This window comes from Terribacillus jepli (genome assembly GCF_047228925.1).
Classification (GTDB): domain Bacteria; phylum Bacillota; class Bacilli; order Bacillales; family Amphibacillaceae; genus Terribacillus.
In genome coordinates this window covers 40317-56320 of the sequence record NZ_JBFEGH010000014.1, presented here as the reverse complement: position 1 = coordinate 56320, position 16004 = coordinate 40317, and the positions used below count along the sequence as shown (strand labels likewise).

The following is a 16004-nucleotide window of genomic DNA, read 5'->3' as shown; positions in this document are numbered from 1 at the left end:
TAATATGCATGTACAACAGAATCTGGAAATGAATTTTATCGAGAATACGCGTTTCAAAAAGATAGCACAACGTTTAAAACCTTCCCTCCATAAACAATACAGAGAGCCCGAAAATTTGATAACTACTAGCGCTGACCCAGATTCCATACATGGATGGGAATGCAGTGTGCAAGCCCCTGCTTCTACCCTATCAAAACACACATATGGCAAGGGAGACAGCTTCATACTTGACTTTGGCACCCATCATGTAGGTTTTGTTAGCTTTCGGCTTGTTCCAGTTGGCAGTCCACCAGATGCACCAGCACATGTTCGTTTGACATTTGGAGAGATGCCAGTAGAAGTCTCCGAGCCATTCGCCAGCTATGAGGGGTGGCTGAGCAGTTCCTGGCTGCAAGAGGAGACAATGGTTGTAGATGTATTACCTCAGACAATTAAATTGTCTAGACGTTATAGTTTTCGTTATGTAAAGGTGGAAGTCTTGGATACATCCGTAAAATATAAAGTAGCCTTCCATGATTTTCAATGCGAAACGGTGACCTCTGCAACTTTTGACTTTGCAGATTACAAGGCGTTCGACGATCCTGTACTCGATCGGATTGACCGAGTTGGGATTAAGACACTGATACAGTGCATGCAGGACGTTTTCGAAGATGGTCCGAAGCGGGACAGACGTATGTGGCTCGGAGATCTTCGACTTCAGGCTCTGGTGAACTACAGTACTATGCAACAGAATGATCTTGTAAAACGCTGCCTATATCTATTTGCAGCAGTACCGAATGAACAAGGCCAAGTTGCGGCCAATCTATTCATTGAGCCAGATCTTATACCGGACGATACGTTTTTTTATGATTATTCACTATTTTTCACAACCAGTCTCGCTGACTACTATGCAGCAACTAAGGATTTCGAAACTTTACAAGAACTTTGGCCGACAGCTCTACGTCAAGTGGAAATTGCGCTGGAAAACCTTGACGAATCCTACCTTCTGAAAGATGAAGAAAAATGGACTTCCTTTATCGATTGGAATGAGCAGCTAAATAAACAAGCTCCGACACATGGAGTTCTAATCTATAGCTTGAAACGTACCCTTGAAATAGCGGAAATCCTCGGATTTAAAGATGTCCAAACAAAGTTGGAGGATGCCATTCAACAATTATCTGAAGCAGCAATTTTGAACCTTTGGGATGAAGGGACAGGCTTCTTCACAAGCGGAAAAGATAAACAGATTTCTTGGGCTTCCCAAGTATGGATGGTCATTGCTGGCGTATTCGACACAGCCAAAAACCAAATTCTGATGAAAAACGTCTTGGAAAAGTCTCCTTCCATCAGAATGAATACACCTTATATGTATCATCATCTAGTAGAAGCATTGATTGCATCCGATATGCAGGAAGAAGCTATAGAAACAATCAAATCATACTGGGGAAAGATGGTAGAGCGTGGTGCCGACACCTATTGGGAATTATACAACCCCGATAATGAGGAGCTTTCGCCATACGGCAGCCATTTGATACTGAGCTATTGTCATGCTTGGAGCTGTACTCCATCCTATCTATTACGTAAAATAAAGGAAGAGAAATAAGCTCTCTTCCTTTTTCACCATCCTATGAGAGGTACTGTCATGAACCATAAAGAACTGGATTATAAACTACGTAAATGGAATTCTATCGAAAAAAAGCAGTATAAAACGGGAGAAAATATCAATGATATCGAATTGGTTATCAACCATTCCGAAGCTATTCCAAGGATGAAAGAAAAATATTTTTTTGATCAAGGTCCAATTTTCATAAGCAAACATCATCGATTTGCTGATATGCCGATTCATACACATGATTTCATCGAAATTAATTATATGTATGCTGGTACCTGTCGTCAGTTTATTAACGGGCAGGAGGTTAGATTGGAGCAGGGACAACTATGCATCTTGGACAAAGATGTCCCACATGGTATTGCGACCCTGCAAGAAGAAGACATCCTGATCAATATTTTGATGAAAAAGGAAACCTTCTCCTCCTCTTTCTTTGACAGACTCTCCAGGAAAGGGATACTCTCGACTTTCCTAATGCGAGCTGTTGAAGAAGATCATGACCATAACCGTTATATTGTGTTTCATTCTCAGGATAACGAAAACCTTCAATATATCATTAAAAATATGATTTGCGAATTCATGGATCCAATGGAGTATTCCACCGAAATAATCAGTCATTATGCACTTGTTCTTTTTACGGAGCTAAAGAGAGTATATAAACACAGCAAGAATTTTCAGGACTTAGACCTAGAAAACAAAACAAATATTATCGATCTGCTTTCTTATATCGAATCGAATTACATGGATATATCTTTGAATGATTTGTCACTTAGATTTAACTTTAACCCTAACTATCTGGGTAATATGCTTAAAGAAAAGACTGGGAAGACATTTACAGAACTCTTACAGGCCCAGCGAATGACACAAGCTACACACCTTCTTGAGAACACACAAAAGACAATAACTGAAATAGCCCGACAGGTCGGCTATGAAAACCATAGTTTTTTCTACCGTAAATTCAAGGCACACTTTGAATGCACCCCAACTGCTTATCGAAAAGAAAAGCAAATCCGGTAATCAAGTATGGAATTCATGCTCGAGTATGCTATAAAGCAGTGAATCCCTCCATCCTGTTTTCATACGCATATGGTCACGGATATACCCTTCCTTCTGCATGCCGATTTTCTCCAATACGGTTGCAGAAGCGAAATTTTTGGGATCACAAGTAGCATAGACCCGGTGCAGACCGAAAGTATGGAAGCCGATGGATAAGACTGCTTTGGCAGCTTCAGTGGCATAGCCTTTATTCCAGTAATCCGGATGGAGGATATAGCCAATTTCCCCTTCCCTGTTATATTGGCTGGTAATATAAAGCTCCGTAGAACCGATCATATCCCCTTCATAAAGGATCGCGTATACGTATCGCTCCCGTGGATCTGCCTGGGTATCCTGCAATATTTGCTCGACATATTGCTTCGTTTCAGCCTCGTTGTTCGGACCCCAAGGCTGGTAACGGCAAACTTGTTCTTGCGAAGCATATCCATGGACCGCTTTCCAGTCCTCTATTGTAAGCTCACGTAGCTGTATTCTCATATGTATCCCCTTTCCATTCCATTAACCAACAGTCCCGATAGCTGCCTTCATGCCACTCACGCTTGGGTAAGAGCTTCACTTTGCGGAAACCGCATTTCTCATAACAGCGGAGTGCACGTTCATTCCATGCTTGCGGGTCCATCACTACAATATCGGCTTGTTTTTCCTCTTTCAGGAAACGGGTCATTGTTTGGACGAGCAATGTTCCGATGCCCCTATTCCAGTAAGCTGTTTCTCCGATAAACTGGTCCATCCCATAGACTTGCTGATTACTCTCATAACCGAATTCTTCCTTCTCGCCATTGCCCAAATCGTAATATTGCACAAAGCCAATCGGCTTAGCTTCATGAATGAAAATACATTTTTGTGCTGAATCTGATGGATCAAAGAATACTTCTCTAACTTTCTGACTATCAAATGGGTTGTCCCGGCCTTCATAGAAAGCTAGCACATCAGGATCTGACAACCATTTGACCAGGTGGGTAATATCCGAACTTACAAGCGGCCGAATCACTGTTTTTTGCTTTGTCACGATTCACCGGCCTCCCGTATCGTTCTTAATAGCTTGATGAATTTCTCCGGCTCCTCAAGAAATGGACTATGCGCACTTTCTGTAAAAGTATGGAATTGTTTAACAGGTGCTTCAAGTGCTGTATAGAAGTTGCAGCCCTGTCGATAAGTAGTCTGATAATCATATTGGCCATGAAGGAAGTACGCCGGCACCTTCAGCTCGGGAACCGCTCGAATGAGATTGGCTGTACTGATCTCTTTTGCAAGCTTTTGATACGAAAGGTCGCTGCCTGAAAAGACACGGAATCTATCTTTCCATCTATATTCAGAACAGCCCATCACTTCCCGGATCAAGCGGAGGTTACTGTATCCATCTCGCGTAAATCCAATGTCATACTTTCTCGCATACTTGAATCGGACTGCCCCATAAGCACGGTTCAAGTAATATTCTTCATCAAGTTTTATCCGAGCTAATTTACGTTTAGCTCTTTCATCTGAGCGGCGATTCGCTTCCGAGACGAGGAAGTCATATGCTTCTTTTTCCGATTCAAACTGAATACCAATTTGCCCGACTCCTATATAGGCATGAAGATGTTCCGGCACTTTTTGCGCAGCCAAGGTTCCTAGAATACTGCCCCATGAATGGCCAAGTACATATATCTTTTCCTGTCCATATGTCTCCCTTAGAAAAGCAATCATTTCTACTGTATCGTCAAGCAATTGTTCCAACGTAAGCAATTTTCCGCCCTCAGCTGCTTTGTAGGAGGAACCAGTACCTCGCTGATCCCAGTAGCAAACGGTAAATACTTCCTCCAGTCTGACATCATTCGCCTTTATTAACGGATAAGCAGGAAATCCAGGTCCACCATGGAGAAACAACAAGATAGGAGCAGATTCTTCCTTGTTATGCTTGATGATGGTACCTTGCTCTGCCCCATTCAAATCAACGAATTGTAAAGTCATCTATCACCACTCCCAATCAGAAAGGATAGAAGAAACGATGGACTTTCATAACACAAAAAATAAATGGAGTTATACTCAAAGAGATGCAAACGCCACATGGATTAGAACTTATTCCTCACTCCTCGGGGACCAACCCATCAATCAAGCACTTGATATCGGCTGCGGCGGCGGGATTTATACGAAAGCTCTCGCTGAAATGGGTATACCATCAGTGACAGGAGTAGATTCATCAGCAGTCATGCTCGAAGCAGCAGCAGAAAATTGTCGCGAATTGCAAGGTATTCGTTTCCAAAAAGGAGACGCACAAGAAACTGAGCTGGAATCAGAGAGCAGTGACCTTATCCTGGAACGCGCCTTGATTCATCACCTGCAAGAACTGCAGCCCTGTTTTACAGAAGCTCATCGCCTGCTGCGCCCCGGCAGTATCTTGCTCATCCAGGATCGAACGCCGGAAGATTGCCTGCTGCCTGGAAGTCCTGAGCATATCAGAGGTTACTTCTTCTCGTGTTTTCCTAGACTTGCAGAATTGGAAATCAGCAGAAGACATACCTCCCCTCAAGTTATGAAGGATCTACAGGCTTGCGGCTTTCACGACATAGAGCAACATACTTTATGGGAAGTCCGCCAATTACATGAATCGAAAGAAAAACTGCTGGCAGACATTCGTGCCAGACTGGGGAGAAGCATCCTGCATGCATTAGAGGATGACGAACTGGAGAAGTTGGTTCTGTATATAGACGATTGTATCACACAGGAAAGGGATATTGTGGAAATGGATAGGTGGACGATTTGGAAGGCGGTGAAGTAAAAGAAGCTAAGCATTGATGTCTTAAAAAAGCGGATGTTTCCTCGAAAAATTATAGACTAGTTCATAACCTCCACCAAAGAAGACCTTGGATGATACGTATCATCCAAGGTCCAATGTTTTACAGCTCTTCCCCATTCGAACCAATCACATTCTTATACCATTCAAACGAATCCTTCTTCGACCGTTTCATGCTACCATTTCCTTCATTATCACGATCAACGTGGATCATGCCATAGCGTTTCTTCATCTCACCAGTCGTGAAGGAAACGATGTCGATAATACCCCATGGTGTGTACCCTAGCAAGTCAACACCATCATAGGTAACGGCTTTCTTAAGCTCAGCAATGTGGGAACGCAGATAATCGATGCGCTGCGGATCGTGGATGGATCCGTCTTCTTCCACTTTATCGACTGCACCAAAGCCATTCTCGACGATGAACAACGGAATTTGGTAACGGTCATAGAAGCGGTTCAATGTATAACGCAAACCTGTCGGGTCGATGGACCAGCCCCAGTCGCTTGCTTTGATATAAGGGTTCTCTACACTTTGTGCTAATCCGCCATTTGTTATATTTGAGTTCTGTTCGACTTCTTTATCACTTTTGACAGTAGTGCTCATGTAATAGCTGAAACCGAGGTAATCGACTGTCCCATTGCGAAGGATCTCTTCGTCACCATCTTCGAATGCGATGTTGTAGCCTTCCCGTTCGAATTCCTTCAGCACATAGCTTGGGTAATAGCCGCGAACATGTACATCCGGGAAGAAGTAACGTTCCCGCATCAGTTCTTCTGCCAGCATCACATCTGTTGGATTGGAGGAATACGGATAGATCGGTACGTGGGAAACCATGGCTCCAATCTGGAACTCCGGATTGATTTCCTTCCCTTTGCTGACAGCTAGTGCACTGGCAAGCAGCTCGTGGTGACCAGCCTGGTACATCACTTCCCGTGCATTCTCACCATCTTTGACTGTCACACCGGAGTTCGTCCAAAGGAATAGTGGATTATCGGTATCCATCTTGTTATTGATTTCGTTGAATGTCATCCAGTATTTAACCTTGTCTTTATAACGATTGAAACAGACTTCTGCGAATCGAACGAAGTGATCGACAACCTCTCGGCTGCGGAATCCGCCGTATTCCCGTGCCAAATGCAGTGGCATTTCAAAATGGGACAGTGTGATGACTGGTTCAATACCATGCTTCAGAAGTTCATCGAAAAGATCATCATAAAACTTCAAACCTGCTTCGTTCGGCTCCGCGTCATCGCCCTTGGGGAAAATACGTGTCCAGCCGATGGATGTACGCAAGCATTTGAGACCCATCTCAGCAAACAAAGCAACATCCTCTTTGTAACGATTGTAGAAATCAATTGCTTCATGGTTCGGATAAAATTTATCAGCTTCAATTGATTCGGTAATTTCACGTGGCACACCATGTGCACCTGCAGTCATGACATCAATGACGCTCGGTCCTTTGCCATCCTGGTTCCATCCACCCTCGAATTGGTGGGCGGCAAGTGCGCCGCCCCATAAGAAGTCCTTCGGTAATGTTGTCATTTCAATCTCCTCCTATTTCACAACCGTCAGCAAGTCATTGCCTTGTGTCGTTGTCTCTGTTTCGTCAACGATTATTTCTTTATAATTAGCTGGATTGGTAAGAATGATAGGCGTGATCGTTTGCACACCCGCAGCTTCAATCGCTTCGCTGTCAAACTCGCTCAATACATCCCCTTGCTTCACGCGGTCTCCTTCTTCCACATGCAGTGTGAACGGTGAGCCATTAAGCTTAACTGTATCTAGACCTACGTGGATCAAGACTTCTGCACCAGACTTGGATCGTAATCCGATCGCATGCTTTGTCGGTGCGAGCATGACGATGGTTCCGTCGAAAGGCGCATACACCTTATTATCAGTCGGCTTAATCGCCAGCCCTTTACCCATAGCGCCTGAACTGAATACTTCATCCGGTACTTCTTCCAAAGCAAGCAACTTACCGCTTAGCGGTGCGTAAACCACTTCTTCATTATTTTCTGCTGCAGACGCTTCTGCTTTGGCATCTCCTTGACCTACTGCCACACTGCTGTCAGCTTTTGCTGCAGCATCTTCGCCGAAGCCGAAGATTTGAATCAGGATGATCGGCAACACAATAGCTATTGCAGCGCCGATAAGTATGCCCCAGATACTAGTTGGGTAGTCTGCATTGATGCCATTCACAATAGTCAACGGTCCTGGCAATCCAGCATAAGCGAAATAATATGGATTGAAGAAGCTTGCAACAATAGCGCCAACTGCACCAGAGATACATCCAAAAATAAATGGTTTCTTGAATCGTAATGTTACGCCATAGATGGCTGGTTCTGTAATACCGAATATACCCGTAGTACCTGCGGAAACACCGATTTTCTTCACTTCTTTACTTTTTGCTTTCAAAATCACACCAATAACTGCCCCAACCTGTGCGATAACGGCAATCGTCTGATAAGCCTGGAACGAATCACGACCATATTGCTCGAAGTTTGCCAAGACCATCGGTGTGATTCCCCAATGAACACCGAAAATGACGATAACCTGCCAAAGGGAACCGATGATTGCCCCGGCAAGCCATGGAGCATATTCAGCCAAGAAATTGTATCCGTTTGCGATTCCATTTGCTCCAAGAGAAGTCAATGGACCAATTGCAACAAGAGTCAGCGGAACCATGACTAGAATAGATATCAAAGGAACGAACAATGGACGGATGACTTCGTTCATATGCTTGTTCAAGAAGCGCTCCAAGTAGGAAAGGATCCAAACAAGGAATAAAGGCGGCAAGACAGATGAAGTATAAGTCGTTTCGGTCAAAGGCAGCCCAAGGAAATTCATGCTATTTCCGTCTGCAATGCTGGCAGCCATCGTTGCCCAATCAGGACTAACAAGCGCAGCACAAGCAGCAACAGCAATATACGTATTTGTTTTAAAGTGCTTGGATGCCGTAATAGCGATGAAAATCGGCAGGAACGTGAACGGTGCCCATGAAATGAAGCTTAATACTTGGTATGTACTTGTTGTTTCAAAGTCTTTGAACGCAAGATTAATTAAAATAAGTGCACCTTGCAGAATACCAGCCGCTGCAAGCACATAGATGAATGGCGCAAATACAGCTGACATTGTCGCAATGATTCGGTTAAGGATTGAACCTTTGTTCTCGTTACCTGCTTCAGCAGTATCAACATTTACGAGTTTGGCAAACTCATCATATACCTCGCCTACATGCTGTCCGATAACAACCTGGAACTGACCACCGTTTTCTACTACTGTAATAACGCCTGGCAGACTATTAACCTCTTGTTTAGCAGAAGGCTTGGAGCGTTTCAGAACTAAACGCAATCGAGTCGCACATCGGGCAGCGTTTACAATATTTTCTTCACCGCCGACAGCCTCCAATATATCACCAGCAAGTTTTGGATAATCCCTTATTTTTTCAGCCACTTAGAACACCTCTTTTTCTTTTAGTATACGCTTACATTATAATTATACCGGTATAATTTATCAAGTATAAACCAATAAAATTAATAGAGTATTTTAAAAGCGTAGGGTTTCCGTTGAAGGCTTAGTGTGCTAAAATCGCTCTATCTAAACAAATAAGGAATGTAGCTATGCTTAAATATCAGCAGATTGCCAATGAAATCCAACAGGATATTGAAAAGAATGATCTCCCGCAGGGCACCAAGCTGCCTGTGCTGGAAACCTTGATGTCCCAATATAAAACAAGCAAAAGCACCGTCATCAAAGCACTTAGCCTGCTTGAACGAAAAGGACTCGTCTATCAAGTGCGTGGCAGTGGCATCTTTGTACGGCGCCGCAGCCGGAAAGGCTACATCAGCTTCTCCAACCAAGGCTTCAGTGACGAGCTGAGCGAATTCGATATAACTGCAAAAGTGATAGAGCTTGATATCCGAAAACCATCAGCAGAAGTAGCCTTTAATCTGAAAATCAATCCGGAAGACGATGTCTATTACGTCAAACGGATACGTTATATCAACGGACAAACCCTTTGTCTCGAAGAATCCTATTACAATAAAGCTATTGTTACCTATCTGAATAACGAAATTGCAACCGGGTCTATCTTTGACTACATCAGCAACGGCTTAGGCGCTAAGATAGGCTTCTCCGATATGTACGTACATATCCAGAGGCTGGATGAAAATGAAGCACAGCATCTTGGACTTCAAACAGGTGATCCAAAACTGTTCGTGGAAACAATCTTCTACTTGAACAATGGTCTGCCGTTCGACTTTTCACGGATTTCCTATAACTACGAGCAGTCGCAGTTCTTTTTCCAGTCGACGGGGTATTCGCTGTAGTGAAGCAAGCCTTGTGGAAGATGTTTGTGAATTGGGAGGAAGAATTAGATCAGAATGAGTGGTATTTTAGTGATTGCTATGAGGAACTGACACGGAACCTCTCGTCCTCCGATGCATTTGAAGCTATTCCTGATATCATTTTTGTACTCCTTGCTGTTAAAGATACTTACCTGGTGAGCGAAACACTCGACTTCCTGGATACTGTGTACAACATAGCAAATACCACTGAAATACACCCTTTGCTTCGAGAGGAATGGAGAAATATAAATCAGCACATTCACAGACTTGGCGATGATTAGCCATAATGTGTGGAGAGAACTTAATAAGACACTTGGTGTATCCGAGCTGTTCTGACCATTGAAAAAGCAACCAAGCTGCTAAACGCAGGCTTGGTTGCTTTTTATTTTAAATATTCGGTTTCACCATATCTTCCGGCTTCACCATCTCATCAAACTGTGCTTCTGTCAGCAAGTTGAGCTTGACGGCCGCTTCTTTCAACGTCAGGCCTTCCTTATGCGCAAGCTTGGCGATTTTTGCTGCATTCTCATAGCCGATATGAGGATTCAATGCTGTCACGAGCATCAAGGAATTCGTTAAATTATCCTGGATGGTTTGTTCGTTCGGCTCAATTCCTACGGCACAATTATCATGGAAGGATACCATACTGTCACTCAATAGTTGAACGGATTGCAAGAAATTGTAAATAATCACAGGTTTGAATACATTCAGTTCAAAATTACCCTGACTTGCCGCAAATCCGATTGTTGCGTCATTCCCCATGACTTGAGCTGCTACCATCGTCACCGCTTCACATTGCGTCGGATTTACCTTGCCCGGCATGATGGAGCTGCCAGGTTCATTTTCAGGAATGATGATTTCGCCAATACCACAGCGTGGTCCGCTTGCCAGCCATCGTACATCATTGGCAATCTTCATCAAGTCCGCCGCAAGTGCCTTCAATGCACCATGAGCATATGTCATTTCATCATGGCTGGTCAGCGCATGGAACTTATTCGGTGAGCTGATGAATGCTTGGCCGGTGAACTTCGTAATCTCCTCCGCGACAGTTTCACCAAATTGCGGATGTGCATTGATTCCGGTTCCCACCGCTGTACCGCCAATCGCCAAAGCACGCAGTTTTTCAGTAGCTTCAGAAATCATTTCTTTGGAACGGTCCAGCATATGCACCCAGCCGCTTATTTCCTGTCCAAGTGTCAATGGCGTTGCATCCTGAAGATGTGTGCGCCCAATTTTCACGATGTCAATGTACTTTTCAGCTTTTTCATTCAGCGTGTGACGAAGCTGATCCAGCGCTGGAAGCAGTTGTTCATAAACTGCCAGCACACCTGCAACATGCATTGCTGTCGGGAAGGTATCATTCGAACTTTGACTGCGATTGACATCATCATTCGGATGTATCACCATTGTAGAACCTTTTTCTTTCAGCATAGCAGTGGCAAGATTTGCCACGACTTCGTTCATGTTCATGTTACTTTGGGTACCGCTTCCTGTCTGCCATACAACAAGCGGGAAATTATCATCATATTTACCGGTAAGGATATCGTCACAAACAGCTGCAATCGCCTCTGCCTTTTCACTGTCCAGATTACCAAGACGTTGATTAGCGATAGCTGTGCTGCGCTTCAATATAGCGAAAGCCTTCACGACACGCTCCGGCATTTTTTCTAAACCTATCTTGAAGTTTTCTTTACTGCGCTGTGTTTGCGCACCCCAGAATTTATCTGCCGGTACTTTCACTTCCCCTAAAGTATCTCTTTCGATTCTGTAATCCATTGTAATCCTCCTCAGACTTCTTTTTATCAACATAAAAATCGTATCACGTCAATTACATAATGTATAATGCATAATAAATATGTTTTTAATTACTATATGTAATATAGAAGATGGAGGCTCACTTCATGGAATGGGAACAACTCGAATATTTTCAAACACTTGCACGTGAACAACATGTTACAAGAGCAGCTCAACTACTTTCTATTACCCAGCCAGCTCTCTCTCGCTCGATCAATCGTCTGGAAAGCCAAATCGGCACGCCGCTGTTCGACCGCCAAGGCAGAACGATTAAATTGAATAAATACGGAGAATTATTATTGAAACGAGTAGATCTCATTTTAAAAGAATTCGAGGAAGGAAAAAACGAAATCCAATCATTACTCGACCCGGATAAGGGAGAAATTTCGCTCGGTTTTCTGCACACACTCGGCACAACCATTGTGCCAAATATAATTGGTGCATTTAAAGAAAAATTTCCACAAGTTCGCTTTCATTTGAAGCAAAATCACTCTAACTGGCTGTTGGACAATCTGCAATCTGGTGATTTGGATCTATGCCTGCTCTCTTCTTTTCCAATGGAATCCAATATCGCCTGGACTCCGTTATGGCAGGAGGAACTGTTTTTGTTTTTCCCAAAGAATCATCCATTGGCCAAACAAGAATCAATCACCTTGGAAGAAGTTGCAGACGAACCTTTTATCCTTATGGAAGAAGGTTATGCTCTGCGGGTAACAATCGATTCTATCTTTGAACAAGTCGGCATCCGACCCAAGATTATGTTTGAAGGAGAAGAAGTGACAACTATTGCCGGATTCGTCGGAGCCGGGATGGGCATCTCCATCCTTCCAGATGTCAAAAGCCTGGACCAAATGAAGATTGCAAAGGTACGAATCAGCTCACCGAGATGCGAACGAACTATTGGGATTGCCAGTATGGAAGGCAAGTTTTTATCACCTATTGCGGAGAAATTCATGCAATATATTGTGGATCATTTTCATTGAAGAAGTTATTAATAAGAAAGAAGAAGCATGTGCAAAATCGCATGCTTCTTCTCTCAACTCGTTTTACGACAGGTTTCTTTTGTAGACAACAATACACATGTACCCGATTAATATACGGAAACACGATCCGTTATCATTCTTTCCATACATATCTATAGGGCGTAATTTCCTCTTCTTTTCCTGGTACATATAAAGAAATTGTCGGTCCACTGACTGAACCGAGGGGAGGCGAGTAAATCTCCCCGTCTTTTGTCACATACTGCAAATTCTCAGGAAACGCCCAATCACGCACCCCTTTATACATAATTGCATTTTGTTCCTCGCCTGTCTGCTCAACGACTTCCTGCACAGGAATAGATTGCATCATATCCAGCACATACTTCAGGTCATTGTCCGGTACATATGGATATCGATCATCATTCCATTCCTGTTTGTCGACTATCACGTTATTGCCGCCATCATTGTTATAGATTAAATAATTATGCCGGTGGACTTTGTTTTCGTCATATCCGTTTATAAACGCATAGATACTGGTCATCGTTCCATCTTCATCAAATACTATTTCCAGATTATCCGTCATCAAATAAGGCTCCATCCCCACTTTGTCATCCACCGCGCCGATGATACCTTCAATCCCTACCTCATAGAAATTATCGCTGCCAAGCTTTGCTTTTTCCTCCGACGCCATGCGTTCCAGTCTCCAGCTGAGCGCGCCGTGAAAATCTGTTGCATTGTAATAGACTTTATACGCTCCCATTACCGTGATGAATAAAAACACGGCTAATGCTAACAGCCAAAGCCCGGGTATCTTTGCCTTTCCCTTGAGTAATGAGATATCTTGATTTCCCGCAACCGGGATCAAGATATTATTTTTGAAACGAAAAATAAAGCCCTTCCTATAAGTACGGATATATTGTAGATTTGCTAATGGAAATTTCTTTTCCCCAATACACAGATTCTCGTTCGTTAACACGATGGACTGATCCGATTCAAATAAGAATCGTTGTTTCTTCTGTTTGCGATACATCCAAAATACTCGGCATAACAGTGAAAGAATAACGATAACACATAAAGCTAGCAAAGGGAGATTTGTCCGGAGCTGTCCAATATATGTAATGGTATCTATCAACCGCCAAGCCAGCCAGTAGATCACCAGCAACAGAATGGTATAGATACTGTCGAAAAGCAAATTCTTCCATATGAGTGACGAGTAGATTCTCTTAGAGCGATTCTTTTGTTTTGGCAAGTTATGGCTCCTCTTACTGGAATTATTACACTACCAGAAAATCATACCATTTCACTGAAAGGTAAAGAAGGGCTAATCTTCGAATTCATCCTCTTTCCTTTGAAACCTAGAGCAGCTATATCTCAGTATCAAATTCCATAAACATCCAATTCATTGCTATGAAGATAACAGCATTCCATAAGGATTTAATGAAGATTTTATGATAGCGAATGCTCCAAGTTTTAATGCGAGATTATGTGGAAAGTGAACTTGTATGAAATGATTGAATATACTTCCCTTTCCTATACTCTTCCTTCATCTCTCCATTCGTAACATCGGAAATCAAGCTCCGCCAAAAGGCTTGCGCTGGATAATTCTTTTCTATTTGCGAGACCTTCCAGTATCCACTGAAAGATTCAAATAGCTTTCTGGCAGCCGCTTTCCCGACTCCCTTACTTTGATAGCTTGCTAGCACAAAGAACTCAAGTACCCTATTTGTGTCTTGATCGTTTTCAATGAAAGTAAAACCAATGATTTTTGCATCCAGACAGATGAAAAAGGCATGATGAGTTTTCTCCTCCCAGTACTGACTTAGCTCAAACGGTTTATACGTACAGTCGTCCTCGAGTTTGATCTCGGGGATGTATTTACTAAATTCATAAATGTAAAATTGCATAAGATTATGAAGCATCGCTTCCTCAGACTTCTTTACTGTTCTTATATGAATCATGTCTATTCTCCAATAATCTAGTATACTTACATAATTTAACCAATTATAACAAAGAAGTATGTATATACTTCCCTCTACACGAAAAAACTGCATCTAATTAAAGATGCAGTTTTTTCTTTAGGCCGTTTGATCGGCATTTACTTTTTTCCCAGCTTTACGTCTTTCCCTGTATTCAGCTGCAGCTGTGAACAGCACATCAGTAGACGAATTGAGCGCTGTTTCGGCGGAGTCTTGCACGACTCCGATAATGAAGCCTACTCCCACTACTTGCATGGCAACGTCTGCCGGAATACCGAACAAGCTGCTTGCGAGCGGGATTAAAAGCAAGGAGCCACCTGCTACACCAGAAGCACCACACGCGCTTATAGCCGCCAGAACACTTAGCAAGATCGCCGATACGATATCAACCTCGATATTCATTGTATGAACAGCAGCGAGCGTCAGTACCGAGATTGTAACTGCTGCGCCGGCCATGTTGATCGTTGCACCAAGAGGGATGGATACCGAATAGCTGTCCTTGTTCAAGCCAAGCTTTTCGCTCAGCTTCATATTCACCGGTATATTCGCCGCTGAACTGCGAGTGAAGAATGCTGTCACACCACTCTCTTTCAAGCAAGTGAACACAAGCGGATAAGGGTTCTGCCTGATCAACAGGTAGACGATAAGCGGGTTGACAACAAGTGCTACGAAGAACATGCAGCCAAGCAGCAATGCCAGCAGCTGACCGTAGCTTGCTAACGACGACAGGCCGTTTTCCGCAATGGATGTGAATACCAAACCCATGATTCCAACCGGAGCAAGTTTAATAACCCAAGTAACTACCTTGGACACAGCATCCGAGAAGTTAGAAATGACAGACTTCGTTGTATCGGATGTGTTCCGCAGTGCCAATCCGAACAGGACTGCCCAAGCTAGGATCCCGATATAGTTAGCATTCACGAGCGCATTGACCGGGTTATCCACGATGTTCAATAAAACCGTCTGCAGTACTTCGACTATGCCGCCAGGAGCTGCCGCGACATCTTCAGGTCGTTCGGCAAGTGACAAGCTGATTGGAAAAATGAAACTGGCAACTACCGCTACAACTGCAGCTGCGAAAGTACCGACAAGATATAGGACGACAATGGACTTCATATTCGTCTGCTGCCCTTTTTTATGCTGTGCGATAGCCGCCATGACCAAGAACAGCACTAAAACCGGCGCAATTGCTTTTAAAGCACCGACGAACAAAGTACCTAGAATGGTAACAGGCTGTGCAGCATCCGGAATAGCAACACCCAGAATGATACCGATGATAAGACCAATAATAATCTGCTGCACCAGACTTAACCGATTCCACAGTTTAAAAACGTTTCTCATAAGAATCCCCTCACTATCCTATGCTGTACTAAGGGAGAAGTAAGTTTAGTCCACCCTAAAAGGACAACTGTCTTTACGATAAGAACAATTATAGTGTTATTTAAATGGGATTACAAGATAATTTGCTTATTTTTCATATATTGTCAGAA

At 43.3% G+C, this 16004-nt stretch carries 15 protein-coding genes; 6 read left to right on the top strand and 9 right to left on the bottom strand.

From position 1 onward, the window contains the following. The first annotated feature begins 4 nt into the window (after positions 1–4). Entirely contained in the window at positions 5–1582 is a 1578-nt protein-coding gene (locus tag AB1K91_RS15215) for an alpha-L-rhamnosidase-related protein (RefSeq protein WP_413090997.1), read from the top strand. Between the two features lie 39 nt (positions 1583–1621). Beyond that, positions 1622–2605, top strand: coding sequence for an AraC family transcriptional regulator (locus tag AB1K91_RS15210; protein ID WP_413090996.1), 984 nt, complete (start codon positions 1622–1624; stop codon positions 2603–2605). On the opposite strand, the gene AB1K91_RS15205 is transcribed toward AB1K91_RS15210, so the two are convergent. From AB1K91_RS15205 to AB1K91_RS15195, 3 genes are read right to left on the bottom strand one after another with little or no spacing between them, the layout of a single operon-like run. Continuing rightward, positions 2606–3121, bottom strand: a complete 516-nt coding sequence (locus AB1K91_RS15205; protein WP_413090994.1) for a GNAT family N-acetyltransferase — start codon at positions 3119–3121, stop codon at positions 2606–2608. Beyond that, complete coding sequence (locus AB1K91_RS15200; protein ID WP_413090992.1) at positions 3102–3653, bottom strand: GNAT family N-acetyltransferase; 552 nt, start codon at positions 3651–3653, stop codon at positions 3102–3104. Before AB1K91_RS15200 ends, AB1K91_RS15205 begins: the two co-directional genes overlap by 20 nt. Then, positions 3650–4594 carry an alpha/beta fold hydrolase gene (locus tag AB1K91_RS15195; RefSeq protein WP_413090990.1) on the bottom strand — a complete coding sequence of 315 codons (945 nt, stop codon included), beginning with the start codon at positions 4592–4594 and terminating at the stop codon, positions 3650–3652. Before AB1K91_RS15195 ends, AB1K91_RS15200 begins: the two co-directional genes overlap by 4 nt. A 37-nt stretch (positions 4595–4631) precedes the next feature. On the opposite strand from AB1K91_RS15195, the gene AB1K91_RS15190 reads away from it, so the two are divergent. Further along, the gene (locus tag AB1K91_RS15190; RefSeq protein ID WP_413090988.1) at positions 4632–5402 is read left to right on the top strand and encodes a class I SAM-dependent methyltransferase; all 771 of its coding nucleotides are present in this window, start codon (positions 4632–4634) and stop codon (positions 5400–5402) included. A gap of 118 nt (positions 5403–5520) precedes the next feature. Here AB1K91_RS15190 and bglA read toward each other — a convergent pair whose 3' ends face one another. Together bglA and AB1K91_RS15180 are read right to left on the bottom strand one after the other, a co-directional pair. After that, positions 5521–6960, bottom strand: a complete 1440-nt coding sequence (gene bglA, locus AB1K91_RS15185; RefSeq protein ID WP_413090986.1) for a 6-phospho-beta-glucosidase BglA — start codon at positions 6958–6960, stop codon at positions 5521–5523. A gap of 12 nt (positions 6961–6972) precedes the next feature. Further along, positions 6973–8871 (bottom strand): beta-glucoside-specific PTS transporter subunit IIABC, encoded by a 1899-nt coding sequence (locus AB1K91_RS15180; RefSeq protein WP_413090984.1) that lies wholly within the window; start codon positions 8869–8871, stop codon positions 6973–6975. Between the two features lie 167 nt (positions 8872–9038). On the opposite strand from AB1K91_RS15180, the gene AB1K91_RS15175 reads away from it, so the two are divergent. Both AB1K91_RS15175 and AB1K91_RS15170 read left to right on the top strand, forming a co-directional pair. Beyond that, positions 9039–9746 (top strand): GntR family transcriptional regulator, encoded by a 708-nt coding sequence (locus AB1K91_RS15175; RefSeq protein WP_413090982.1) that lies wholly within the window; start codon positions 9039–9041, stop codon positions 9744–9746. Next, positions 9746–10045, top strand: coding sequence for a hypothetical protein (locus tag AB1K91_RS15170; RefSeq protein ID WP_413090980.1), 300 nt, complete (start codon positions 9746–9748; stop codon positions 10043–10045). The genes AB1K91_RS15175 and AB1K91_RS15170 overlap by 1 nt, the downstream gene beginning before the upstream one ends. A gap of 106 nt (positions 10046–10151) precedes the next feature. On the opposite strand, the gene fumC is transcribed toward AB1K91_RS15170, so the two are convergent. Further along, the gene (fumC, locus tag AB1K91_RS15165; RefSeq protein ID WP_413090978.1) at positions 10152–11540 is read right to left on the bottom strand and encodes a class II fumarate hydratase; all 1389 of its coding nucleotides are present in this window, start codon (positions 11538–11540) and stop codon (positions 10152–10154) included. 125 nt (positions 11541–11665) lie between these two features. Here fumC and AB1K91_RS15160 point away from each other — a divergent pair, with 125 nt between their 5' ends. Further along, positions 11666–12541: a LysR family transcriptional regulator gene (locus AB1K91_RS15160; protein ID WP_413090976.1), complete on the top strand. Its 876-nt coding sequence runs from the start codon at positions 11666–11668 to the stop codon at positions 12539–12541. Between the two features lie 133 nt (positions 12542–12674). On the opposite strand, the gene AB1K91_RS15155 is transcribed toward AB1K91_RS15160, so the two are convergent. The 3 genes from AB1K91_RS15155 to sstT form a co-directional block, all read right to left on the bottom strand. After that, a complete protein-coding gene (locus tag AB1K91_RS15155) occupies positions 12675–13787 on the bottom strand; it encodes a hypothetical protein (protein WP_413090974.1) in 1113 nt (370 codons plus the stop codon). 232 nt (positions 13788–14019) lie between these two features. Beyond that, positions 14020–14496 (bottom strand): GNAT family N-acetyltransferase, encoded by a 477-nt coding sequence (locus AB1K91_RS15150; protein ID WP_413090972.1) that lies wholly within the window; start codon positions 14494–14496, stop codon positions 14020–14022. Between the two features lie 117 nt (positions 14497–14613). Then, positions 14614–15855 (bottom strand): serine/threonine transporter SstT, encoded by a 1242-nt coding sequence (gene sstT / locus AB1K91_RS15145; protein ID WP_413090970.1) that lies wholly within the window; start codon positions 15853–15855, stop codon positions 14614–14616. Positions 15856–16004 lie beyond the last annotated feature (149 nt).